A 22,343-nucleotide genomic window follows, 5' to 3' on the forward strand; every position below is an offset into this window, starting at 1 on the left:
TTTGAATGGCTGCCCTAAATTCGAAAGTCAGAAAGGCCGTCATCCCGGTAGCGGGATTGGGGACCAGGATGTTACCAGCAACTAAGGCGATTCCTAAAGAGATGCTGCCTCTGGTTGATAAGCCATTAATTCAGTATGTCGTTAACGAATGTATCGCGGCCGGCATTACTGAAATTGTGCTGGTTACACATTCATCAAAAAACTCTATCGAAAACCATTTCGATACAAGTTTTGAACTCGAAGCCATGCTGGAAAAACGTGTTAAGCGCCAGCTGCTGGAAGAAGTTCAGTCTATTTGCCCGCCACACGTCACCATTATGCAGGTGCGTCAGGGTCTGGCTAAAGGTCTGGGCCACGCAGTCATGTGTGCGCATCCCGTTGTAGGCGATGAGCCTGTTGCGGTGATCCTGCCTGACGTTATTCTGGACGAATATGAATCAGATCTTTCTCAGGACAATCTGGCTGAGATGATCAAACGCTTCGATGAAACAGGCAGCAGCCAGATCATGGTTGAACCTGTGGATGATGTTACCGCTTACGGTGTTGTTGACTGCAAAGGCGTTAACCTTGAACCGGGTGAGAGCGTGCCGATGATTGGCGTGGTTGAGAAGCCTAAGGCCGACGTAGCGCCTTCTAATCTGGCGGTTGTAGGTCGTTATGTCCTGAGTGCTGAAATCTGGCCTCTGCTGGCGAAAACGCCTCCAGGAGCGGGTGATGAAATCCAGCTTACCGATGCCATTGATATGCTGATCGAGAAAGAGACCGTTGAAGCTTACCATATGAAAGGTAAGAGCCATGACTGCGGTAATAAGCTCGGTTATATGCAGGCGTTTGTAGAATATGGCATTCGCCACAATACGCTCGGTGAAGAATTTAAAGCCTGGCTCAAAGAGAGCGCGGGTATTAAGAAATAACTCAGGCTTCATTTGATCTGAACCGGTGAGGCTCTGCCCACCGGTTTTTTTATGCCCATAACACGCCGTCATCACGTCCGATTGTAAGGCAAGCTAAATAGCCAAATAACGCTTTATGACAGAGTGTAAGGGGATGTTTTAGGTAAATTGCGGGTAAAAAAATCCCGCATTACGCGGGATTTTTCTGGAAGCGAGATGATTAATCCTTGATCAGGAAGTCATCCAGCTGTTTACCTTGCTCGTCCATTGCTTTCTTGATAACAGCAGGAGTACGACCCTGGCCGGTCCAGGTTTTAGTTTCGCCGTTCTCGTCAACATAGCTATATTTAGCAGGACGAGCAGCGCGTTTTGCTTTGGTACCGGTTTTAGCTGCAGCCATGCTGTTCAGCAATTCATTTGGATCGATACCATCAGCAATCAGCATTTCACGATATTGCTGCAGTTTACGAGTACGCTCTTCGATTTCAGCAGCAGCAGCGCTTTCTTCTTCGCGACGTTCATTAACTACAACTTCTAATTTTTCCAGCATTTCTTCAAGCGTTTCGAGGGTACATTCTCTTGCCTGCGCACGAAGAGTACGGATGTTGTTCAGAATTTTAAGTGCTTCGCTCATTGTAGTAATCTCAAACTTATAATGGGGGGTGGTTTGTTGTCCTAATAATAGAGCGATAAATTCAGTTGTGCAATAGCTGGGAATGTAAGGAATTCAAAAAATAGTGAATATTGCCGCTATTATTAATTACGCTAACTTAAATTTCATAACCCGCCAGTCTCGCTTGTTATCACGTAAAGTGGCTTAACGCAGTCGATTGCATCTTTTTTTTGTGACATTTGCCTCAGGAATTATAGTTGCGGCGGATAAATATCAGCCTTTTGTATTAGTTTACACCGGGTATGTTAAGGCAGAAATAGTTAATAAATAGTGAATTTTAATGAACGATGATTCCACTATAAAATGAAGTGTTATGTTTGGCTGACCCTATAACATATTGGCTGGGGTGGATGCGTTTACTTCATGTTTTAACGCATTATTTTTGCAAAATGCCGGCGGTAAACCTCGCGCTGAACCGCATAGTCTGTGCGTCGTATCGCTGATAACCAGACAAAATATGGTACAATGAATCATCGGTAATATTACACATTGATTAGGGTTTTACGGCCAATGGCACAACTTTATTTCTACTATTCGGCAATGAATGCCGGGAAATCGACAGCGCTACTGCAATCCTCATACAATTACCAGGAACGTGGGATGCGTACCGTTGTTTATACGGCTGAAATTGACGACCGCTTTGGTGCAGGGAAGGTGAGTTCCAGAATAGGCCTCTCATCGCCTGCAAGGCTGTTTAACCCGCAAACTGACCTGCTGGAGGATATCCGCACAGCGCATGCTTCACAGCCCATCCATTGTGTTCTGGTTGATGAAAGCCAGTTTCTGACGCGTGAGCAAGTTCATGCGCTTTCAGAGGTTGTCGATGAGCTTGATATTCCCGTTCTGTGCTATGGACTGCGCACTGACTTTCGCGGCGAGCTTTTTGCCGGCAGCCAGTATTTACTTGCGTGGTCGGATAAACTCGTTGAACTTAAAACCATCTGTTTTTGCGGCCGTAAAGCCAGCATGGTGCTTCGCCTCGACCAGGCCGGAAAACCCTATGCTGATGGCGAGCAGGTGGTGATAGGTGGCAATGAGCGCTACGTATCAGTGTGCCGTAAGCATTATAAGGAAGCGTTGATTGTCGGCTCACTGACGGCGCTTCAGCCTGACAACCGCAAATAATCCTTCACAGTAAAATGCAGACATAAAAAAACCCGCCAGAGGCGGGTTTTTTATCAGGCTGTCAGTTACGCGTTTTTCTTCGCTTTCTTGTCAGCTTTAATGACAGGTGCGTCGGCTTTCACAGCAACAGTGTCATTTTCTTTGAACTCGCGGCCGTAGAAGGTATCCAGCAGGATCTGTTTCAGCTCAGAGATCAGCGGGTAGCGCGGGTTAGCACCGGTACACTGGTCATCGAATGCATCTTCAGACAGCTTATCAACATGCGCAAGGAAGTCAGCTTCCTGAACGCCCGCTTCACGGATCGATTTAGGAATACCCAGCTCAGCTTTAAGGCTTTCCAGCCATGCCAGCAGTTTCTCAATCTTCGCCGCAGTACGGTCGCCCGGTGCGCTCAGACCCAGGTGGTCTGCGATTTCAGCGTAACGACGACGTGCCTGTGGACGGTCGTACTGGCTGAAAGCAGTCTGCTTGGTTGGGTTGTCGTTCGCGTTATAACGGATAACGTTGCTGATCAACAGGGCGTTCGCCAGACCGTGAGGAATGTGGAACTGTGAACCCAGTTTGTGTGCCATTGAGTGGCAAACACCCAGGAAGGCGTTAGCAAACGCGATACCGGCGATGGTTGCTGCACTGTGAACACGTTCACGGGCAACCGGGTTTTTAGACCCTTCATTATAAGACGCTGGCAGGTTTTCTTTCAGCAGTTTCAGAGCCTGCAGAGCCTGACCGTCAGAGAACTCAGAGGCCAGTACGGAAACGTAAGCTTCCAGGGCGTGAGTCACTGCATCCAGACCACCGAACGCACAGAGTGATTTCGGCATTTCCATGACCAGGTTGGCATCAACGATAGCCATATCTGGCGTCAGCGCGTAGTCAGCCAGTGGGTATTTCTGACCGGTTGCATCGTCGGTTACAACAGCAAACGGCGTGACTTCTGAACCTGTACCGGAAGTGGTGGTAACGGCGATCATTTTCGCTTTTACGCCCATTTTCGGGAACTTGTAGATACGTTTACGGATGTCCATAAAGCGCAGCGCCAGTTCTTCGAAGTGTGTTTCTGGGTGCTCGTACATAACCCACATGATTTTCGCGGCGTCCATTGGGGAACCACCACCCAGTGCGATGATCACATCGGGTTTGAAGGAGTTCGCCAGTTCAGCACCTTTACGTACTACGGTCAGGGTTGGGTCAGCTTCAACTTCAAAGAACACTTCAGTTTCAACGCCAGCCGCTTTCAGAACAGAAGTGATCTGGTCTGCGTAGCCGTTGTTGAACAGGAAACGGTCAGTCACGATGAGCGCACGTTTGTGGCCATCAGTAATCACTTCATCCAGCGCGATTGGCAGAGAGCCACGGCGGAAGTAGATAGATTTCGGAAGTTTGTGCCACAACATGTTTTCAGCTCGCTTAGCAACGGTTTTCTTGTTGATCAGGTGTTTTGGACCAACGTTTTCAGAGATGGAGTTACCACCCCAGGAACCACAACCCAGAGTCAGGGAAGGTGCGAGTTTGAAGTTGTACAGGTCACCGATACCACCCTGAGAAGCCGGGGTGTTAATCAGGATGCGCGCAGTTTTCATCATCTGACCGAAGTGAGCAACGCGCTCTGGCTGGTTATCCTGGTCGGTGTACAGGCAAGAGGTATGACCGATACCCCCCATTGCAACCAGTTTCTCCGCTTTTACTACCGCGTCTTCGAAATCTTTCGCACGGTACATAGCAAGCGTAGGCGAGAGTTTTTCGTGAGCGAACGGTTCGCTTTCGTCGACAACTTTAACTTCGCCGATCAGAATCTTGGTGGTTGCCGGAACGGTAAAGCCGGCGAGTTCAGCGATTTTATAGGCTGGCTGACCAACGATGGCGGCGTTCAGCGCGCCGTTTTTCAGAATGATATCCTGAACGGCTTTCAGCTCTTTGCCCTGCAGCATGTAGCCGCCGTGGCTGGCGAAACGTTCGCGAACCGCATCATAGACGGAATCTACAACAACAACGGACTGTTCAGACGCACAGATAACACCGTTGTCGAAGGTTTTAGACATCAGTACAGATGCAACAGCACGTTTAATATCGGCCGTTTCGTCGATAACAACAGGCGTGTTACCCGCACCTACACCAATAGCCGGTTTACCGGAGCTGTATGCTGCTTTAACCATGCCAGGACCACCGGTTGCCAGGATCAGGTTAATGTCCGGGTGGTGCATCAGGGCGTTAGACAGTTCAACAGACGGTTGGTCGATCCAGCCGATCAGATCTTTTGGCGCACCCGCAGCGATAGCAGCCTGCAGCACGATATCCGCTGCTTTGTTGGTGGCATCTTTAGCACGTGGGTGAGGGGAGAAGATGATTGCGTTACGGGTCTTCAGACTGATCAGCGATTTGAAGATGGCAGTAGACGTTGGGTTAGTCGTTGGAACGATACCGCAAATAATACCGATAGGTTCAGCAATGGTGATGGTACCGAAGGTATGATCTTCAGCCAGGACGCCGCAAGTCTTCTCATCTTTATAGGCGTTATAGATATACTCTGAAGCAAAGTGGTTTTTGATCACTTTATCTTCAACGATACCCATGCCGGATTCAGCAACGGCCATTTTAGCGAGAGGGATTCGAGCATCTGCAGCAGCCAGAGCGGCCGCGCGGAAGATTTTATCAACCTGTTCTTGGGTGAAATTGGCGTATTCACGCTGGGCTTTTTTCACGCGCTCGACGAGTGCGTTCAGTTCAGCGATATTAGTAACAGCCATAATGCTCTCCTGATAATGTTTAAACTCTTTTAGTAAACCAGCGCTCGATACGTCTGACAGTATAGACAGAGCCACTACGACTTGCGTTAGATAAAGTAAAACAAAGAGTTACTTTATGCTCTGGCGCGCTAACTTACTAAAAGAGCCTTACCTTAACATCATCCCTTTGTGACAGGTGACCTTCCTGGGGGGCGTAATCAAGATTACTCACTTCTGAGTACGAAAATCATGATCTGCGTCAATTTTTCCCCAAGCTGATACCTTTCAGCAGGGTTATTTATTGTAGATATTTCCAGTGTTAAATAATTAAGTAACTATTGGAAGTGATGCTATCACTGATTCTACATCTGTTTAACATCCTGAAAGGATAACGTTTAGGCACAGATTTCTGGTGAAGTATGCTCATAAAAAGCGTATCTTCAGCGCGATTTTTCATGACAAAGTGTCAGTCCCGGGCATGTGCATAAGCGGAGCAAAACGTGATCCAAACGCTCTTTGATTTTCCAACGTATTTTAAATTTTTTATTGGTCTGTTTGCCCTGGTCAACCCGGTAGGGATCATCCCTGTCTTCATTAGTATGACCAGTTACCAGACGGCGGCGGCCAGGAACAAAACCAACCTCACCGCTAACCTGTCAGTGGCCATTATCTTGCTCACCTCGCTTTTCCTGGGTGATGCCATTCTCCAGCTGTTCGGCATTTCAATTGATTCTTTCCGCATCGCGGGTGGCATCCTGGTGGTGACCATTGCCATGTCGATGATCAGCGGTAAGCTGGGTGAGGATAAGCAGAACAAACAGGAGAAATCAGAAACCGCCATTCGCGAAAGTATCGGCGTGGTCCCGCTTGCGTTGCCTTTAATGGCAGGGCCAGGGGCGATCAGTTCCACCATTGTCTGGGGGACACGTTACCATAGCCTGATGCACCTGATTGGCTTTTCTGTCGCCATCGCTATCTTCGCACTGTGTTGTTGGGGTGTTTTCCGCATGGCACCCTGGCTGGTGCGCTGGCTGGGGCAAACGGGCATCAACGTCATTACGCGTATTATGGGCCTGTTGTTGATGGCGTTAGGCATCGAATTTATTGTCACCGGTATTAAAAGCATTTTCCCCGGCTTACTGCACTAATATTTCAAATGAAAGAACGGGGCCTGAGGCTCCGTTTTTTTACGTGATTATCAGCAAATCATATAACTAAAGTTGAAATGCTCACATATCATAATAAATTCTACTAATAATCCGCTTTTCTTATATTTCAATAAGTTATCAATTTACCTCGTGCCTCTCTGCGCATAAAACCTTCAATCGATCTGTTATTTTACTCACATGATACTCTGGGGCTTGCTGAGTCATAACCGAAATGATATTAGTAATTTCAACGTTCCCCTAGAGGAATGTGCTAAATAATAATCAGTTGTTAAATTTTTGTACAAAACCACTCGATGATAGCGCAGCGACGCGCTTGTAGAGAATGTTTTCTCTATCATATTGAATACCAATGTGTTTATGCGGTATTTGATGTCAGGCAGGGCTGCCCCCCGAGATACGGCACTCACCGTAAAAGAGAATTGCTTAACAAATTTGCAAAATGTATTGGCGCGCGTTTACGCCATTTGATACTTTCCGGCCTAATATTTTGCAGCATAAAACAAGCAGATGAGAATTATTTTCATATAGTCCTCTTCTCAGATATCCAGCACAGGCCTCAGACAGGGGAGACCTGTGAAGAATCGACGCAAGACGGCCATACGAGCGGTCAGTAATAAAAAAGTCGGTGATAGCAAGAAGTAAAAAGAAGAACCTGACAGCAGCAAAAAAAACTCCTGCGCTGTACAGGCCCCAACAGGGGATTACACAGCTGGCGAAGGCCAGTAATTATAATGAGTGGAGTACCAACACAATGTCCATCATCACAAAAAAAAATCTGGTAGCGGCGGGGATTTTAACTGCGCTAATCGCGGGCAACGCTGCAATGGCTGCGGACGTTCCTGCAGGCGTTCAACTGGCTGAGAAACAGACGCTGGTTCGTAACAACGGTGCGGAAGTTCAGTCACTTGACCCGCACAAAATTGAAGGTGTTCCGGAGTCTAACGTCAACCGCGACCTGTTCGAAGGCTTGCTGGTGACCGACGTAGACGGCCACCCGGCACCGGGTGTGGCGGAAAAATGGGAAAATAAAGATTTCAAAGTCTGGACCTTCCATCTGCGTAAAGATGCGAAATGGTCCGACGGTACGCCGGTTACCGCCGAAGATTTCGTGTATAGCTGGCAGCGTCTGGCGAATCCAACCACCGCCTCTCCGTATGCGAGCTACCTGCAATATGGCCACATCGCCAATATTGATGACATCATCGCCGGTAAAAAACCGGTCACCGACCTGGGTGTAAAAGCGATTGATGCCAATACCTTTGAAGTGACGTTGAGCGAGCCTGTTCCGTACTTCTACAAATTACTGGTTCACCCGTCCGTTTCCCCGGTACCAAAATCCGCGGTGGAAAAATTTGGTGAAAAATGGACCCAGCCTGCCAATATCGTGACCAACGGTGCTTATAAACTGAAAGACTGGGTGGTCAACGAACGTATGGTTCTGGAGCGTAACCCGCAGTACTGGGATAACGCGAAAACCGTCATTAATCAGGTAACCTACCTGCCAATCTCTTCTGAAGTTACTGACGTTAACCGTTACCGCAGCGGCGAAATCGACATGACCTATAACAACATGCCGATTGAACTGTTCCAGAAGCTGAAAAAAGAGATCCCGAAAGAAGTGCATGTTGATCCGTATCTCTGCACTTATTACTACGAAATCAACAACCAGAAAGCACCTTTCACCGATGTGCGCGTGCGTACAGCGCTGAAGCTGGCACTGGATCGCGATATTATCGTGAACAAAGTGAAAAACCAGGGCGACCTGCCGGCATACAGCTATACCCCTCCTTATACCGACGGTATGAAACTGGTTGAGCCTGAGTGGTTCAAGTGGTCACAGGAAAAACGTAACGAAGAAGCGAAAAAACTGTTGGCTGAAGCCGGTTATACTGCTGACAAGCCGCTGACGTTTAACCTGCTGTACAACACGTCTGACCTGCATAAAAAACTGGCTATCGCCGTCGCGTCTATCTGGAAGAAAAACCTGGGCGTGAACGTGAAGCTGGAAAACCAGGAATGGAAAACCTTCCTGGATACCCGCCATCAGGGGACGTTCGACGTGGCGCGTGCCGGCTGGTGTGCGGACTATAACGAACCAACATCCTTCCTGAACACCATGCTGAGTGACAGTTCGAATAACACCGCGCACTATAAGAGCCCGGCATTCGATAAGATCATTACTGATACGCTGAAAGTCACAGACGATGCGCAGCGCGCTGATCTGTACGCGAAATCAGAAGAGCAGCTCGATAAAGACTCTGCAATTGTACCGGTCTATTACTACGTTAACGCCCGCCTGGTGAAACCGTGGGTAGGGGGTTATACCGGTAAAGACCCGTTGGATAATATTTCCGTTAAGAATCTTTATATTATCAAGCATTAATGGCAATACGTGGGGCAGGCCTGGCTTGCCCCACTGTGTCTACTTTGTAACATTCATCAGGCACACGCCAGAAGGTACGGGCAATGTTGAAATTTATCCTGCGTCGCTGCTTAGAAGCGATACCAACGTTATTTATTCTAATTACGATTTCCTTCTTTATGATGCGTCTCGCGCCGGGAAGTCCATTTACCGGTGAACGTACGCTGCCACCGGAAGTGATGGCCAATATCGAAGCGAAGTATCATTTAAACGATCCTATCTCCACGCAGTACTTCAACTATCTGAAGCAACTGGCGCACGGTGATTTTGGGCCGTCATTCAAATACAAAGACTATTCCGTTAACGACCTGGTGGCGTCCAGCTTCCCTGTATCGGCGAAACTGGGTGCTGCGGCATTCATCCTTGCCGTCGTTCTCGGCGTCACCGCGGGCGTTATTGCCGCGCTCAAACAAAACACCAAATGGGATTATACCGTAATGGGGGTGGCGATGACCGGGGTGGTTATACCCAGCTTCGTTGTCGCGCCATTACTGGTGATGATATTTGCCATTACGCTGAAATGGCTGCCCGGGGGCGGCTGGAACGGTGGGGCGCTGAAGTTCATGATTTTGCCAATGGTGGCTCTCTCCCTGGCTTATATCGCCAGTATCGCGCGTATCACCCGCGGTTCCATGATTGAAGTCCTGCACTCGAACTTCATCCGTACCGCGCGTGCGAAAGGGCTGCCGATGCGCCGGATTATATTCCGCCATGCGCTCAAGCCTGCGCTCCTGCCCGTGCTCTCCTACCTGGGGCCGGCATTCGTTGGGATCATCACCGGCTCAATGGTTATCGAAACCATCTACGGTCTGCCGGGCATTGGTCAGCTGTTCGTTAATGGCGCGCTGAACCGCGACTATTCACTGGTACTGAGCCTGACAATCCTTGTCGGCGCACTGACCATTTTGTTTAACGCTATCGTCGATGTGCTGTATGCCGTTATCGACCCGAAAATCCGTTACTGATACTGGAGCACGCCATGATGTTGAGTAAGAAAAACAGCGAGGCGCTGGAAAACTTCAGTGAAAAACTGGAAGTAGAAGGTCGTAGCCTCTGGCAAGACGCCCGTCGTCGCTTTATGCATAACCGCGCCGCGGTCGCCAGCCTGGTTGTTCTGGTGCTCATCGCGCTGTTTGTCACCCTGGCGCCGATTCTGTCGCAATTTACCTATTTCGACACCGACTGGGGCATGATGTCCAGCGCACCCGATATGACGTCCGGGCACTATTTTGGTACGGATTCCTCAGGGCGCGACCTGCTGGTGCGTGTCGCTATCGGTGGCCGCATTTCGCTGATGGTCGGTATTGCTGCCGCCCTGGTGGCGGTGATCGTGGGTACGCTTTACGGCTCACTCTCAGGCTACCTTGGCGGTAAAGTGGACTCCGTCATGATGCGTATGCTGGAAATCTTAAACTCCTTCCCGTTCATGTTCTTCGTTATCCTGCTGGTGACCTTCTTTGGCCAGAATATCCTGTTGATCTTCGTGGCAATCGGGATGGTGTCCTGGCTGGATATGGCGCGAATCGTTCGTGGTCAGACGCTGAGTCTTAAGCGTAAAGAGTTTATCGAAGCGGCGCAGGTGGGCGGTGTCTCCACCGGTAATATTGTGGTTCGCCATATCGTTCCTAACGTGCTCGGCGTGGTGGTGGTATATGCCTCGCTGCTGGTACCAAGCATGATCCTGTTTGAATCTTTCCTGAGCTTCCTGGGTCTGGGTACACAAGAGCCACTGAGCAGCTGGGGCGCGCTTCTGAGTGATGGTGCAAACTCAATGGAAGTCTCACCGTGGTTGCTTCTGTACCCGGCGGGCTTCCTGGTCGTCACCCTGTTTTGTTTCAACTTTATCGGCGATGGCCTGCGTGATGCCCTCGACCCGAAAGACCGTTAAGGAGCGCCGTCATGACGATTATTGAAACGGCCACTGCGCCACAGGCGCAACAGCAGGGTAACCTTCTGCTGGACGTAAAAGACCTCCGCGTGACCTTTAAAACGCCGGATGGCGATGTGACCGCCGTGAACGATCTCAACTTCAACCTGCGTGCGGGTGAAACGCTGGGGATCGTGGGCGAGTCGGGTTCCGGTAAATCCCAAACCGCCTTTGCGTTGATGGGGCTGCTGGCGTCTAACGGTGTCATTGGCGGTTCCGCCAAATTCAACGGGCGTGAGATCCTCAACCTGCCGGAATACGAGCTGAACAAGCTGCGCGCTGAGCAGATTTCGATGATATTCCAGGACCCGATGACCTCGCTGAACCCGTATATGCGTGTCGGCGAGCAGCTGATGGAAGTGCTGATGCTGCACAAAGGCCTGGGCAAAGCAGAAGCCTTTGAGGAGTCCGTCAAAATGCTCGACGCGGTGAAAATGCCGGAAGCGCGCAAGCGTATGCGCATGTTCCCGCATGAGTTCTCCGGCGGTATGCGTCAGCGTGTCATGATTGCGATGGCGCTGATGTGCCGGCCAAAACTGCTGATTGCCGATGAACCGACCACCGCGCTTGATGTGACCGTCCAGGCACAGATCATGACGCTGCTGAACGAGCTTAAGCGTGAGTTCAACACCGCGATTATCATGATCACTCACGATCTGGGCGTAGTGGCCGGTATCTGTGACAAGGTACTGGTGATGTATGCCGGTCGCACCATGGAATATGGTAAGGCGCGCGACGTGTTCTACCAGCCTGCACACCCTTACTCCATTGGTCTGCTGAATGCGGTGCCGCGCCTCGATGCAGAAGGGGAATCCCTGCTGACCATCCCTGGCAACCCGCCAAACCTGCTGCGTCTGCCGAAAGGCTGTCCGTTCCAGCCACGCTGCCCGCACGCGATGGAAATCTGCAATACCGCGCCGCCGCTGGAAGAGTTTGCACCAGGCCGTCTGCGCGCCTGCTTTAAGCCGCAGGAGGATCTGGTATGAACGCATTAGATGAAAAAAGAAATGTCCTGCTCGAAATTGCTGACCTTAAGGTGCATTTCGACATTAAAGACGGAAAACAGTGGTTCTGGCAGCCGCCGAAAACCCTGAAAGCGGTCGATGGCGTAACGCTTCGTCTGTATGAAGGGGAAACCCTGGGTGTGGTGGGTGAGTCCGGTTGCGGTAAATCCACATTTGCGCGTGCCATCATAGGCCTCGTGAAAGCCACCGACGGCAAAGTTGCCTGGCTGGGTAAAGATCTGCTGGGCATGAAGCCAGACGAGTGGCGCGATGTGCGTAGCGACATCCAGATGATTTTCCAGGATCCGCTGGCCTCATTGAACCCGCGTATGACCATCGGGGAGATCATTGCTGAGCCACTGCGGACCTATCATCCAAAGATGCCGCGTCAGGAAGTACGCGACCGTGTGAAGGCAATGATGATGAAAGTGGGCTTGTTGCCTAACCTCGTCAACCGTTACCCGCACGAATTCTCCGGTGGTCAGTGCCAGCGTATCGGTATCGCCCGCGCCTTGATCCTTGAGCCGAAGCTGATTATCTGTGACGAGCCCGTCTCGGCGCTGGACGTCTCTATTCAGGCGCAGGTGGTTAACCTGCTGCAGAAACTGCAGCGTGAAATGGGGTTGTCGCTGATCTTCATTGCGCATGATCTCGCGGTGGTGAAACACATTTCTGACCGCGTACTGGTGATGTATCTGGGCCATGCGGTGGAATTAGGGACTTACGATGAGGTGTACCATAACCCACTGCATCCCTATACCCGGGCACTGATGTCTGCGGTACCGATTCCCGATCCGGATCTGGAAAAAAATAAAACCATCCAGCTTCTGGAAGGAGAATTACCGTCCCCGATTAACCCACCGTCCGGTTGTGTATTCCGTACGCGATGCCCGATGGCCGGGCCGGAATGTGCAAAAACACGTCCGGTTCTGGAGGGCAGTTTCCGACATGCGGTTTCCTGCCTGAAAGTAGACCCGTTATAATCGCAAGGGCTGACATGATGTCAGCCCTTATTATTTGCGAGGTTAATGTGTCGCGATTATTCACCTCCGTCCGTCGGCGGCTCTATCATCTTTTATTCGATCCTGAAACGGTAACCGGACGGCGTTTTGAAGCCCTCTGCGCCCTGTTTGCGCTGCTCAGCGTGGTGATCATTTTTATCGAATCGGGCGTCGGAACGCAGTATCACCTGACGCTGGAAGAATGGCATCTTTTTGTCTGGCTGGAGCTGGTCATTACGCTGGTCTTTACCGCTGAATATTTCCTGCGGGTATTCTGTTGGCCTGACCCGGCCAAATATGTCTTCAGCTTCTGGGGATTTATTGATTTAGCCACGATCCTGCCGCTCTATGTCATGTGGCTATGGCCGGAAATCAGTCTGAGCTATGTTTTTGCCTGGCGAGCGATGCGCGTTATTCGGGTGTTACGCATTCTTAAACTGCTGCGGTTTATGCCGTCATTGCGGATATTCTGGAGTGCCATCGTCAGCGCGCGGCATCAACTGATCCTGTTCTACTCATTTATTGCCATCGTCATGGTGATATTCGGCGCGTTGATGTATTTGATAGAAGGGCCGAAGAATGGCTTCTCAACGCTGAATGCTTCTGTTTATTGGGCGATTGTGACCGTCACAACCGTTGGCTATGGTGATATAGCCCCTCACACTCCGCTGGGACGGATTGTCGCCTCGGTACTGATTCTGATTGGTTATTCGGTGATTGCGGTCCCGACAGGGCTCATTACTACGCACATGAGCAGCGCCTTTCAGGACCGTAAGGCGCAACGAAAATGCCCGAAATGTCACAAGGGTGAACATGAACACAGCGCGCGGTTTTGTAATCAGTGCGGAAGTGAGTTACCGGATTAAATAAAAAAGGCTGCAATCGCAGCCTTTTTATTATTCGCGCCAGAGAATATGACACAGCTTGTGGTCTTTCTCGCGACACAGCAGGACGCGGGCGAAGATGTCGTTAATTTCACCGCCATCTTCATCGGCCAGGCCAATCACCACTTCGGCAAAGAAGTCAGGATTAAGGTCGAAATCCACATGTTCAGCCCAGTCTTCAGAAGGGTCGAACAACTCGGCGCCCCCGCGCTCTTCAAACTGGAGATTAAAGAGGATCACGTCTGCGGGATCGAGGTTATCAACCGCCAGTTCGAGAAAAATGTCATAGGCCTGTTCGAGCGTTTCGTCTTCGGTCAGGCGATTGTTCAGATCCATTTCCATGATGACTACCTGTTTAACATCGTTGGGCACGTTTTACAGCAACGGACTAAAGAAGTAAAACAGTCGTTCGGTAATTCTCTGCCACAGCGGGCGTTTAACCCACAGTCTGGCATCCAGCAGTCGCGAGCGGGAGATATAATCATCCTGGACCGCGGCCAGATCGCCGCCAAAGCCGGCATCATCGATCACCAGCGTGATTTCAAAGTTCAGCCACAGACTGCGCATATCCAGGTTAACCGTACCCACCAGACTTAACTCGCCGTCGACAAGCACGCTCTTGGTGTGGAGTAATCCGCCTTCAAACTGGTAGATTTTTACCCCCGCTGCCAGCAGTTCACTGAAGAATGCCCGGCTGGCCCAGCCCACCAGAAGCGAGTCATTTTTGCGTGGCAAGATGATACTCACATCGACACCGCGCTGTGCCGCGGTACAGATGGCGTGCAGCAGGTCATCGCTGGGAACAAAGTAGGGGGTGGTCATGATCAAATATTCACGCGCTGCGTAAGTGGCCGTCAGCAACGCCTGATGGATCAGGTCCTCCGGGAAGCCCGGTCCGGAAGCGATAGTATGGATGGTGTGCCCGCTGGCCTCTTCAAATGGCATGATATTGCCATCCGGTGGTGGCGGCAGGATACGTTTCCCGGTTTCTATCTCCCAGTCGCAGGAATAAACGATGCCCATCGAGGTGGCAATGGGCCCCTCCATTCTCGCCATCAGGTCTACCCATTGCCCGACACCCGAGTCCTGCTTGAAGAACCGCGGGTCAACCATGTTCATGCTGCCGGTATAGGCAATATAGTTGTCGATCATGATCATTTTACGGTGCTGGCGAAGGTCCATCCGGCGCAGAAACACACGCAAGAGATTGACCTTCAGCGCCTCAACCACTTCAATACCGGCATTACGCATCATGCCCGCCCAGGGGCTACGGAAGAAGGCGACGCTGCCAGCGGAGTCCAGCAACAGGCGGCAATGAATGCCCCGACGCGCAGCGGCCATCAGCGATTCAGCAACCTGATCGGCCATGCCGCCAGGCTGCCAGATATAGAACACCATCTCGATATTATGGCGAGCCAGTTGAATATCGCGGATGAGGGCCTGCATGACGTCATCCGAGGAGGTCAGCAACTGGAGCTGGTTGCCCTTAACGCCGCCAATACCCTGACGGAGTTCGCACAGCTTAAACAGCGAGGAGGCAACACTGCTGTTCTCCTCGGCAAAGATATGTTTGCAGGCTTTGAGATCGTTGAGCCATTTGGCGGTTGAAGGCCACATGGCACGGGCACGCTCGGCACGGCGTTTACCCAGATGAAGCTCACCGAAAGAGAGATAGGCAATAATCCCCACCAGCGGCAGGATGTAGATTATCAGCAGCCAGGCCATGGCAGAGGGTACGGCTCTGCGCTTCATCAGGATGCGCAAAGTCACACCCGCGATTAACAGCCAGTATCCCAGAATGACCAGCCAACTCACCACGGTGTAGAAGGTTGTCATAGGTAAAAAAATCCTTTTGAAAGCGTATTGTTATGAGTGTACGCATCAGGAATCATCTGGCAAATAAAAACGCCAGTTAAAAGCGCTGGTTTGCTGCGGGGTTGGGTTTATAATGGGGATTCTGTTAGAGAAAGAGTTGTAAACATGAAGCGCAGTAGAACAGAAGTAGGGCGCTGGCGCATGTTGCGACAGGTGAGTCGTCGCAAGGCTCGTTGGCTGGAAGCACAATCCCGCCGCAATATGCGTATACACGCCATCAGAAAATGTGGAATGACCAGACACCGTAACGCGTTGCTGTTCGCTACACAGGTTATCTGAGAACCATCAGGGCACCGTTAAGGTGCCCACTGATTTTCAGGCTATCATTTTTCGCAGTCTCTGCCCCGATTCATTCCGCGATATACTCCGCCCTCTTAATCTTATGCATTTCAAAGATGAATCCTTATCTCTGGGTATTTATTGTGCTGCTTGCGCTGGATGCGATCAGGGAAAACGCAGGATTATCGTCATTATCCGCGTTGATTAATTTACTGCTCAGCGGGATATCGCACTGGATAAACTAAAAAGGAAAAGAGATGAACGGAAAAGTGGTTGCTGCCCTTCTTGGGATTGCCGTGTTGAGCGGTTGTGCCAGCAGTAAAACGTCACCGGAAAGGCATGCTTATTATTTCGTGTCGCATAAAACCAATTTTACTGGCGGCAATTTTACGTCAAGTGTATCGCAAAATTATCGTCTGAATGTCCCTCAGTTCCGTGAGCTGTATGAGCAGGGGAAAACCGATCGCGCTGCAGGACGCACACTGTCTGAGGCAAACCAGTACGCCCAAAGCATTCGCGATCAACTGAAGAATCAGGCGAAAACGGAGCATGCTTTCGACGGTAATACCGCGGATAAATGGACGTCTCAAATGGAAGAGAAGGACGCTGTTTTATTTGGTAACGAACTGTCTGCGACTTATCTTGATGGCTATAACGGCGTACAATAGCGTCTGATTTTGAGGATATCGTATTTGCAGCGATATTCCCGTCGTTTTTTAGCAAAAGGAGGGAGAGGTGTTTGCGGAGTTTGGTGTACTTAATTTCTGGACCTATGTTGTAGGGGCATTTTTTATCGTGCTGGTGCCTGGACCGAACACATTGTTTGTACTGAAAACCGGTATTGGGCACGGTGTTAAAAAAGGGTATCTCGCCGCCACTGGCGTATTTATCGGCGATGCAGTGCTGATGTTTCTGGCCTGGGCGGGCGTCGCAGCATTAATCCAGACGACCCCGGTTCTGTTTAATATTGTGCGCTACCTCGGTGCTTTCTATCTCCTGTGGCTCGGCGGCAAAATGCTCTGGTCAGTCATCACCCGTCAGAAGAATAGCCATGAGAGCGGAACCGAGCCTGCGAGCATGATCATGAAACGCTCGCTGGTGCTGAGCCTGACGAATCCGAAGGCTATTTTGTTCTATGTCTCGTTCTTTGTGCAATTCATCGATGTGAATGCGAAAAACACGGGCACGTCTTTCCTGATCCTCGCGACCACGCTGGAGCTGATTAGCTTTATGTATATGAGCTTCCTGATCTTCTCTGGTGCGTTTGTCACGCGTTATCTGAAAACCAAAAAGAAACTGGCAAAGCTAGGGAACGGGCTGATTGGGCTGCTGTTTGTCGGATTTGCGGCGCGCTTAGCGTCACTGCACTGAAGAGATGAGTGGCTCCTTTCGGAGCCACTTTTGTATCAAAACACTTTCTTGTACGGGCGAACCGTCACCTTCGCATAGACACCTGCGGCAACGTACGGGTCTGCATCAGCCCAGGCCTGAGCCGCTTCCAGGGATTCAAACTCGGCAATCACCGTGGAGCCCGCGAAACCGGCAGCGCCAGGGTCATTGCTGTCTACCGCAGGCATTGGACCCGCGGTCAGTAATCGACCTTCATCCTGGAGCAGTTGTAAACGCGCCAGATGGGCAGGGCGAACGGACTGGCGTTTTTCGAGGGAATCAGCGACATCTTCAGAGTAAATCACGTAAAGCACGGTGAAGCTCCTTAACCATTAAAAGTGTCAGTAACGTTATGTGAAAGGGCAACTGACTGCAATGTAAAGATAAAAACAATGTTAAAACCCTGATCTGAATGCGCCTTTTTTGGCCTCTCTTGCGCTTAAATTGCGCCAGGACAAAGTGTCTTATTGAATATGATTGCTATTTGCATTTAAAATCAGTGTTCGGTTTTTTAACGTTGATGATTATGACTTCGATGACCCTTGATTTACCTCGCCGCTTTCCCTGGCCGACGCTGCTTTCTGTCGTTATTCACGGTGCTGTTGTGGCGGGTTTGCTTTATACCTCGGTTCATCAGGTTGTTGAAATGCCAGCGCCCGCACAGCCTATTTCTGTGACGATGGTCTCGCCAGCGGATCTCGAACCGCCGCAGGTTGCGCCTCCGCCGCCACAGCCCGTCGCCGAACCGGAACCCGAACCTGAACCTGTGCCGGAACCGCCAAAAGAAGCTCCGGTGGTGATCCACAAACCCGAGCCGAAGCCGAAACCTAAGCCGAAGCCAAAACCGGTGAAGAAGGTAGAAGAACGTCCAAAACGCGAAACGCGTCCGGTTGAACCCCGCGCCACGCAGACGGTAGAAAACGCAGCACCTTCGCGTCCGGTGATGAATAACACCACGACGACAGCCAAACCGACAGTCACCGCACCTGCGGGACCGCGTGCGGTCAGCCGTAATCAGCCGCAGTATCCGGCTCGTGCTCAGGCATTACGTATTGAGGGCCGTGTACGGGTGAAATTCGATGTTACGCCGGAAGGGCGTGTTGAGAACGTGGAAATACTGTCCGCGCAGCCGTCTAATATGTTCGAGAGAGAAGTGAAAACGGCGATGCGCAGATGGCGTTATGAAGCCGGTAAACCGGGCAACGGACTGATCGTGAATATTGTATTCCGCCTGAATGGCGGGGCACAGATGGAATAAAAAAAGCCTCCGCAAGGAGGCTTTTTTTACCGGGCAATCAGGCCTGAGGAAGCGGTCGGGGTTTACCTTCGTTGTCCACGGCCACATAAATAAACAGCGCTTCTGTCGCTTTATAACGCTGTCCAATGGGTTCGGACGAGACCTTTTTCACCCACACTTCGATGTTAATGGAGATGGAGGTATTGCCACGTTTTACGCAACGCGCGTAGCAGCAAACCACATCACCCACTGCAACCGGGCGCAGGAAGGTCATGCCATCCACTCTCACCGTCACTACCCGGCCATGTGCAATCTCTTTTGCCAGAATAGCGCCGCCCATATCCATTTGCGACATCAGCCAGCCGCCAAAAATATCGCCATTGGCATTGGTGTCAGCGGGCATTGCCAGTGTGCGTAAAACCAGTTCGCCCTGAGGGGCGTTATTTGTTGTCATTGTTTTAACTCGTAACTGAAGACTTCAGGCGGGATGCTACTATGATTTCAGGCTGGAGAGAATAGACCAGAACGCCTGCTGCACACGTTCTGGTCGGTGAACGATCAGTGCTGGTCGTCCTGTGGCATGTGGCGATAGATATAAACGCCACTTAACAGCGTGAAGATGAGCGTCAGAGCCGTCAGGCCAAAGACCTTGAAGTTGACCCAGATATTCTGCGGCAGCCAGAAAGCAATATAGATATTGGCAAGACCACAGAGAATAAAGAAGATCGCCCAGGCGATATTCAGTCGGGACCACACTTCCTGAGGCAGCGTCAGCTCTTTGCCCAGCATGCGCTGGATCAGCGGCTTCTTCATCACCCACTGGCTAATCAGTAACGCACCCGCAAACAGAGCGTAAATCACCGTGACTTTCCATTTGATGAATTCATCGTTGTGGAAGAACAGAGTGAGTCCACCAAACACCGCGACCAGGACGAAGGTCACCAGCGCCATTTTTTCAACTTTACGGTAGCGAACCCAGCTATAGATCAGCACAACCGCTGTGGCCACGATCAGTGCAGTCGTGGCGGCATAAATGTCATACAGCTTGTAGAAAGCGAAAAAGACCACGAGCGGTAAAAAATCAAGAAACTGCTTCATTCTGTGATTCCATCTTCTGTGTAGGGCCGGGCTGACGTTTCCGGCCACAGGATTACTGACGAATTAACATATACAGGCGGAACAGATAGACCAGCAGTACCGCTGAAATGAGGTTGCTCAGCGTATTTGCCACCACCGCGCCAACATTTGGCGTGAGTACCGCAAAATTCGGGGCAAACAGCAGCAGGAGCGTTTTCGCTAACAGCCAGCCGATAACAGCCGGTGCCACCAGGCGTATATTTGCCCAGGCGAGCCGGATGCTGCTGCGCATCGCGGTAAAGATCCCCAGTTTATCCTGCACGACCATTACCGGCGCGAAAGAGAGCACGATAGCCAGTAATACACCCGGCACGACGACCAGCATAATCCCCATTTGCACCAGCATGGTGGTTAAAAAGATGAGGATAAACAGCTTCGGTAATACCGGCGCGCTGGCACCAATCGCCCGCAGGGCGCTGACGCGCTGACCGGCGGAAACCAGCTGAATCATCAGCAGAACGCCACCTGCCAGAATCGCATTGCCGATAAGACCAGAGAATGTCGAAGCAGCGGAAGCCCGCAGCAGGATTTGTTGCTGCTCCGGCGTCATGTTTTGTACCAGTTCAAACAACCCCACGCTATCTGCAAGGTTGTCGCCCTGGCTCAGGCTGGCAATCTGTTCGTCACTTGGCGAGAACGCATGGCCAAGCACCACTGTAATGAAGGCGCATAGCAACGCGATCAATAAAAAGGTTAAGAACTGATTGCGGAAAAAGTTTCCCGTGTCACGGTAGACAGACTTCGCCGTGATAGACATGCACTCTCCTTGAGTATTGCAGGTGTTAATTAGCCGGCAATTGTACACCGGATAACACTGTCGTGGCAGCATCAAGGCTTGTATGGAAAAGCATATCTTTGTAAAGCGGCGGTAATCCAAAGCGCGCACGGGCACGATTACAGGCTTCATTGACCTGCCCATCCTCACCTGACATGGAAAATTCCCGGCACGGGCTGGGGCGGTGCTCGTAGATAGAGCACCGGGTGGACACCCCAGGTTCACCTTGAAGCGCAGCGCATCGGCACGGTTTTTGGTTGGTGCCGCTCATGCAGCGCAGAAAAGGCGTTAACGGTTCAGTGAGATGAACCGGAACGGTACCGCCGCCATCGCTGGCTTCGGCCCAGTAGAAAGAGACTCGAAAATACGCACAACAGGCTCCGCACGTCATGCACGGGTTAACATCACTCATGGCACACCTGCAAAAGAAGAACGCATCAAATCAACTTGTGAGAGCGCTAAATTATCCAGCCGCGAGAGGAAGAGCAAGAGGGTGAAAAGAGAAAATTTTGTAACGCCGAAATGCCAGAAATTGACCTGACGACAACTTATTGCTTTACGGTGTGTCACCAAAAATTAACCCAGATCAATGAATGTTAACTTACTGGTTTTAATGTGATCTGTAGCAGATCACTTATTACTCATTTGTGAGTATATTCTCCTCCGCGACTAAAACCACAACGATGGAGCGGATATGAAAAAATTAGCGGTGGCAGCCCTTGTATTAAGCAGTCTCTCTGGCGGCGCGTATGCGCATGAAGCAGGTGAATTCTTTATTCGTGCCGGTTCGGCAACGGTGCGTCCAACAGAAGGCTCTGATAGCGTTCTGGGTATGGGCGGTTTTAACGTCAGCAACAATACCCAGCTCGGTTTGACCTTTACGTATATGGCGACGGAGAACATTGGTGTTGAGCTTCTGGCAGCAACGCCATTCCGTCATCGCGTCGGTTTAGGGCCAACCGGGGATATCGCGACGGTGCACCATTTACCGCCAACACTGATGGCGCAGTGGTACTTTGGTGATGCTAACAGTAAGGTGCGTCCGTATATTGGCGCAGGGGTGAACTACACCACCTTCTTCGACGAGAAATTTAACGATACCGGTAAAGAAGCCGGGCTTACCGATCTCAGCCTGAAAGACTCGTGGGGTGTTGCGGGGCAGGTGGGGCTGGATTATCTGATTAACCGTGACTGGTTAATTAACGCCTCGGTCTGGTACATGGACATTGATACCGACGTTCGCTTTAAAGCGGGCGGTGAACAGCAAAGTATCAGCACTCGCCTCGATCCGTGGGTGTTTATGTTCTCCGCGGGTTATCGTTTCTGATTTATCCCCTGAGACTGGCCTGGTTATGGCCAGTCTTGCTTCGGGGGGCGATTAAGGTTGCCCCTCCATATTCCAGCGTGCTGTACTCATCTCATCAAATACATGCTGAACCGTAAACGGCGGAAATACTGCCCGTTTAGCCCCGTCAGCCAACGCCTGACCATAACCTATTCACACCATTCCTAAGTCGAGGTGCAGGTTGCACCGCTTACCGCTTCATGCGTGAGGATCGGTCAGTGCGGCGTCCAGTGATTGCTCAATGGCGCAGGCCTGTAGCCCGTGGATATTGTTATCCGAGACTTTACCGGAATGCTTATAAGTACAGGCATCGGGGGCACGTTGTTTGTGACAGCGTTTAGGGGGAAGGGGAACACATCCGGCAAGCACAGCAGTAATACACACTGACGGAAGAATTTGATTCATGAGAAAGTCCATTTATGAAAGTTATTCCGCAAGCAGGCTATCGGGGTTGGGAGGAGATTAATGCCAGATGCCGCAATATA

25 protein-coding genes are annotated in these 22,343 nt (G+C 50.9%); 15 read left to right on the forward strand and 10 right to left on the reverse strand.

Going from position 1 to position 22,343, the window contains the following annotated elements; genetic code table 11:
* Positions 1-5: 5 nt before the first annotated feature.
* Positions 6-914 (forward strand): UTP--glucose-1-phosphate uridylyltransferase GalU, encoded by a 909-nt coding sequence (galU, locus tag L466_RS11245; protein ID WP_014170452.1) that lies wholly within the window; start codon positions 6-8, stop codon positions 912-914.
* A gap of 199 nt (positions 915-1,113) precedes the next feature.
* Here the strand turns inward: galU and hns are convergent, their stop codons facing one another.
* Positions 1,114-1,527: a histone-like nucleoid-structuring protein H-NS gene (gene hns, locus L466_RS11240; RefSeq protein ID WP_008502781.1), complete on the reverse strand. Its 414-nt coding sequence runs from the start codon at positions 1,525-1,527 to the stop codon at positions 1,114-1,116.
* 549 nt (positions 1,528-2,076) lie between these two features.
* Here hns and tdk point away from each other — a divergent pair.
* Entirely contained in the window at positions 2,077-2,691 is a 615-nt protein-coding gene (gene tdk, locus L466_RS11235) for a thymidine kinase (RefSeq protein ID WP_025203928.1), read from the forward strand.
* 65 nt (positions 2,692-2,756) lie between these two features.
* On the opposite strand, the gene adhE is transcribed toward tdk, so the two are convergent.
* A complete protein-coding gene (gene adhE / locus L466_RS11230) occupies positions 2,757-5,435 on the reverse strand; it encodes a bifunctional acetaldehyde-CoA/alcohol dehydrogenase (protein ID WP_020882380.1) in 2,679 nt (892 codons plus the stop codon).
* A 479-nt stretch (positions 5,436-5,914) separates the two neighbouring features.
* Between adhE and L466_RS11225 the strand changes: the two genes are divergently transcribed.
* The 7 genes from L466_RS11225 to L466_RS11195 all read left to right on the forward strand — a co-directional run bounded on the left by L466_RS11225 (position 5,915) and on the right by L466_RS11195 (position 13,803).
* Positions 5,915-6,562: a YchE family NAAT transporter gene (locus L466_RS11225; RefSeq protein ID WP_014170449.1), complete on the forward strand. Its 648-nt coding sequence runs from the start codon at positions 5,915-5,917 to the stop codon at positions 6,560-6,562.
* 772 nt (positions 6,563-7,334) lie between these two features.
* Positions 7,335-8,966, forward strand: a complete 1,632-nt coding sequence (oppA, locus tag L466_RS11220; RefSeq protein ID WP_020882381.1) for an oligopeptide ABC transporter substrate-binding protein OppA — start codon at positions 7,335-7,337, stop codon at positions 8,964-8,966.
* 83 nt (positions 8,967-9,049) lie between these two features.
* A complete protein-coding gene (gene oppB / locus L466_RS11215) occupies positions 9,050-9,970 on the forward strand; it encodes an oligopeptide ABC transporter permease OppB (RefSeq protein WP_014170447.1) in 921 nt (306 codons plus the stop codon).
* A gap of 14 nt (positions 9,971-9,984) precedes the next feature.
* Positions 9,985-10,893: an oligopeptide ABC transporter permease OppC gene (gene oppC / locus L466_RS11210; protein WP_014170446.1), complete on the forward strand. Its 909-nt coding sequence runs from the start codon at positions 9,985-9,987 to the stop codon at positions 10,891-10,893.
* An 11-nt stretch (positions 10,894-10,904) separates the two neighbouring features.
* The gene (locus L466_RS11205; RefSeq protein WP_014170445.1) at positions 10,905-11,918 is read left to right on the forward strand and encodes an ABC transporter ATP-binding protein; all 1,014 of its coding nucleotides are present in this window, start codon (positions 10,905-10,907) and stop codon (positions 11,916-11,918) included.
* Positions 11,915-12,919: a murein tripeptide/oligopeptide ABC transporter ATP-binding protein OppF gene (gene oppF / locus L466_RS11200; protein ID WP_014170444.1), complete on the forward strand. Its 1,005-nt coding sequence runs from the start codon at positions 11,915-11,917 to the stop codon at positions 12,917-12,919. The genes L466_RS11205 and oppF overlap by 4 nt, the downstream gene beginning before the upstream one ends.
* Before the next feature lie 14 nt (positions 12,920-12,933).
* On the forward strand, positions 12,934-13,803 hold the full coding sequence (locus tag L466_RS11195) for an ion transporter (protein WP_032680847.1): 870 nt from the start codon (positions 12,934-12,936) through the stop codon (positions 13,801-13,803).
* Positions 13,804-13,833: 30 nt separating this feature from the next.
* On the opposite strand, the gene L466_RS11190 is transcribed toward L466_RS11195, so the two are convergent.
* The gene (locus tag L466_RS11190) at positions 13,834-14,163 is read right to left on the reverse strand and encodes an HI1450 family dsDNA-mimic protein (protein WP_006810881.1); all 330 of its coding nucleotides are present in this window, start codon (positions 14,161-14,163) and stop codon (positions 13,834-13,836) included.
* 33 nt (positions 14,164-14,196) lie between these two features.
* Complete coding sequence (cls, locus tag L466_RS11185; protein WP_014170441.1) at positions 14,197-15,657, reverse strand: cardiolipin synthase; 1,461 nt, start codon at positions 15,655-15,657, stop codon at positions 14,197-14,199.
* Positions 15,658-15,801: 144 nt separating this feature from the next.
* Between cls and L466_RS23670 the strand changes: the two genes are divergently transcribed.
* The 4 genes from L466_RS23670 (at position 15,802) to leuE (ending at position 17,346) form a co-directional block, all read left to right on the forward strand.
* Complete coding sequence (locus tag L466_RS23670) at positions 15,802-15,975, forward strand: YciY family protein (RefSeq protein ID WP_086463573.1); 174 nt, start codon at positions 15,802-15,804, stop codon at positions 15,973-15,975.
* 116 nt (positions 15,976-16,091) lie between these two features.
* Positions 16,092-16,220, forward strand: coding sequence for a KPN_01571 family protein (locus tag L466_RS24125; RefSeq protein ID WP_014170440.1), 129 nt, complete (start codon positions 16,092-16,094; stop codon positions 16,218-16,220).
* 12 nt (positions 16,221-16,232) lie between these two features.
* Complete coding sequence (locus tag L466_RS11180; RefSeq protein WP_032680848.1) at positions 16,233-16,643, forward strand: Exc2 family lipoprotein; 411 nt, start codon at positions 16,233-16,235, stop codon at positions 16,641-16,643.
* A gap of 67 nt (positions 16,644-16,710) precedes the next feature.
* Positions 16,711-17,346: a leucine efflux protein LeuE gene (leuE, locus tag L466_RS11175; RefSeq protein ID WP_014170438.1), complete on the forward strand. Its 636-nt coding sequence runs from the start codon at positions 16,711-16,713 to the stop codon at positions 17,344-17,346.
* A 35-nt stretch (positions 17,347-17,381) separates the two neighbouring features.
* Here the strand turns inward: leuE and L466_RS11170 are convergent, their stop codons facing one another.
* A complete protein-coding gene (locus L466_RS11170; protein WP_014170437.1) occupies positions 17,382-17,678 on the reverse strand; it encodes a YciI family protein in 297 nt (98 codons plus the stop codon).
* A 221-nt stretch (positions 17,679-17,899) separates the two neighbouring features.
* Here L466_RS11170 and tonB point away from each other — a divergent pair, with 221 nt between their 5' ends.
* Positions 17,900-18,622, forward strand: a complete 723-nt coding sequence (gene tonB, locus L466_RS11165; RefSeq protein ID WP_025203933.1) for a TonB system transport protein TonB — start codon at positions 17,900-17,902, stop codon at positions 18,620-18,622.
* 37 nt (positions 18,623-18,659) lie between these two features.
* Here tonB and yciA read toward each other — a convergent pair whose 3' ends face one another.
* The 4 genes from yciA to L466_RS0122475 form a co-directional block, all read right to left on the reverse strand.
* Positions 18,660-19,055, reverse strand: coding sequence for an acyl-CoA thioester hydrolase YciA (gene yciA / locus L466_RS11160; RefSeq protein WP_014170435.1), 396 nt, complete (start codon positions 19,053-19,055; stop codon positions 18,660-18,662).
* 104 nt (positions 19,056-19,159) lie between these two features.
* Positions 19,160-19,699: a septation protein A gene (locus L466_RS11155; protein WP_020882387.1), complete on the reverse strand. Its 540-nt coding sequence runs from the start codon at positions 19,697-19,699 to the stop codon at positions 19,160-19,162.
* A 52-nt stretch (positions 19,700-19,751) separates the two neighbouring features.
* The gene (locus L466_RS11150; protein WP_020882388.1) at positions 19,752-20,495 is read right to left on the reverse strand and encodes a YciC family protein; all 744 of its coding nucleotides are present in this window, start codon (positions 20,493-20,495) and stop codon (positions 19,752-19,754) included.
* Positions 20,496-20,520: 25 nt separating this feature from the next.
* Positions 20,521-20,925 carry a YkgJ family cysteine cluster protein gene (locus L466_RS0122475; protein ID WP_032680849.1) on the reverse strand — a complete coding sequence of 135 codons (405 nt, stop codon included), beginning with the start codon at positions 20,923-20,925 and terminating at the stop codon, positions 20,521-20,523.
* Between the two features lie 282 nt (positions 20,926-21,207).
* Here L466_RS0122475 and ompW point away from each other — a divergent pair, with 282 nt between their 5' ends.
* Complete coding sequence (gene ompW, locus L466_RS11145) at positions 21,208-21,840, forward strand: outer membrane protein OmpW (RefSeq protein WP_014170432.1); 633 nt, start codon at positions 21,208-21,210, stop codon at positions 21,838-21,840.
* Positions 21,841-22,056: 216 nt separating this feature from the next.
* Here the strand turns inward: ompW and L466_RS24130 are convergent, their stop codons facing one another.
* The gene (locus L466_RS24130) at positions 22,057-22,263 is read right to left on the reverse strand and encodes a hypothetical protein (RefSeq protein ID WP_306461581.1); all 207 of its coding nucleotides are present in this window, start codon (positions 22,261-22,263) and stop codon (positions 22,057-22,059) included.
* Positions 22,264-22,343: the final 80 nt, after the last annotated feature.

This window comes from Enterobacter sp. BIDMC 30 (assembly GCF_000534355.1).
GTDB lineage: Bacteria > Pseudomonadota > Gammaproteobacteria > Enterobacterales > Enterobacteriaceae > Enterobacter > Enterobacter ludwigii.

Excerpts from the sequence above, each read along its gene's own strand:
- galU (WP_014170452.1), top strand. The coding sequence starts at position 6 with ATGGCTGCCCTAAATTCGAAAGTCAGAAAGGCCGTCATCCCGGTAGCG.
- hns (WP_008502781.1), bottom strand. The coding sequence starts at position 1,527 with ATGAGCGAAGCACTTAAAATTCTGAACAACATCCGTACTCTTCGTGCG.
- tdk (WP_025203928.1), top strand. The coding sequence starts at position 2,077 with ATGGCACAACTTTATTTCTACTATTCGGCAATGAATGCCGGGAAATCG.
- adhE (WP_020882380.1), bottom strand. The coding sequence starts at position 5,435 with ATGGCTGTTACTAATATCGCTGAACTGAACGCACTCGTCGAGCGCGTG.
- oppA (WP_020882381.1), top strand. The coding sequence starts at position 7,335 with ATGTCCATCATCACAAAAAAAAATCTGGTAGCGGCGGGGATTTTAACT.
- oppB (WP_014170447.1), top strand. The coding sequence starts at position 9,050 with ATGTTGAAATTTATCCTGCGTCGCTGCTTAGAAGCGATACCAACGTTA.
- oppC (WP_014170446.1), top strand. The coding sequence starts at position 9,985 with ATGATGTTGAGTAAGAAAAACAGCGAGGCGCTGGAAAACTTCAGTGAA.
- L466_RS11205 (WP_014170445.1), top strand. The coding sequence starts at position 10,905 with ATGACGATTATTGAAACGGCCACTGCGCCACAGGCGCAACAGCAGGGT.
- oppF (WP_014170444.1), top strand. The coding sequence starts at position 11,915 with ATGAACGCATTAGATGAAAAAAGAAATGTCCTGCTCGAAATTGCTGAC.
- L466_RS11195 (WP_032680847.1), top strand. The coding sequence starts at position 12,934 with ATGATGTCAGCCCTTATTATTTGCGAGGTTAATGTGTCGCGATTATTC.
- L466_RS11190 (WP_006810881.1), bottom strand. The coding sequence starts at position 14,163 with ATGGAAATGGATCTGAACAATCGCCTGACCGAAGACGAAACGCTCGAA.
- cls (WP_014170441.1), bottom strand. The coding sequence starts at position 15,657 with ATGACAACCTTCTACACCGTGGTGAGTTGGCTGGTCATTCTGGGATAC.
- L466_RS23670 (WP_086463573.1), top strand. The coding sequence starts at position 15,802 with ATGAAGCGCAGTAGAACAGAAGTAGGGCGCTGGCGCATGTTGCGACAG.
- L466_RS24125 (WP_014170440.1), top strand. The coding sequence starts at position 16,092 with ATGAATCCTTATCTCTGGGTATTTATTGTGCTGCTTGCGCTGGATGCG.
- L466_RS11180 (WP_032680848.1), top strand. The coding sequence starts at position 16,233 with ATGAACGGAAAAGTGGTTGCTGCCCTTCTTGGGATTGCCGTGTTGAGC.
- tonB (WP_025203933.1), top strand. The coding sequence starts at position 17,900 with ATGACCCTTGATTTACCTCGCCGCTTTCCCTGGCCGACGCTGCTTTCT.
- yciA (WP_014170435.1), bottom strand. The coding sequence starts at position 19,055 with ATGACAACAAATAACGCCCCTCAGGGCGAACTGGTTTTACGCACACTG.
- L466_RS11155 (WP_020882387.1), bottom strand. The coding sequence starts at position 19,699 with ATGAAGCAGTTTCTTGATTTTTTACCGCTCGTGGTCTTTTTCGCTTTC.
- L466_RS11150 (WP_020882388.1), bottom strand. The coding sequence starts at position 20,495 with ATGTCTATCACGGCGAAGTCTGTCTACCGTGACACGGGAAACTTTTTC.
- L466_RS0122475 (WP_032680849.1), bottom strand. The coding sequence starts at position 20,925 with ATGAGTGATGTTAACCCGTGCATGACGTGCGGAGCCTGTTGTGCGTAT.
- ompW (WP_014170432.1), top strand. The coding sequence starts at position 21,208 with ATGAAAAAATTAGCGGTGGCAGCCCTTGTATTAAGCAGTCTCTCTGGC.
- L466_RS24130 (WP_306461581.1), bottom strand. The coding sequence starts at position 22,263 with ATGAATCAAATTCTTCCGTCAGTGTGTATTACTGCTGTGCTTGCCGGA.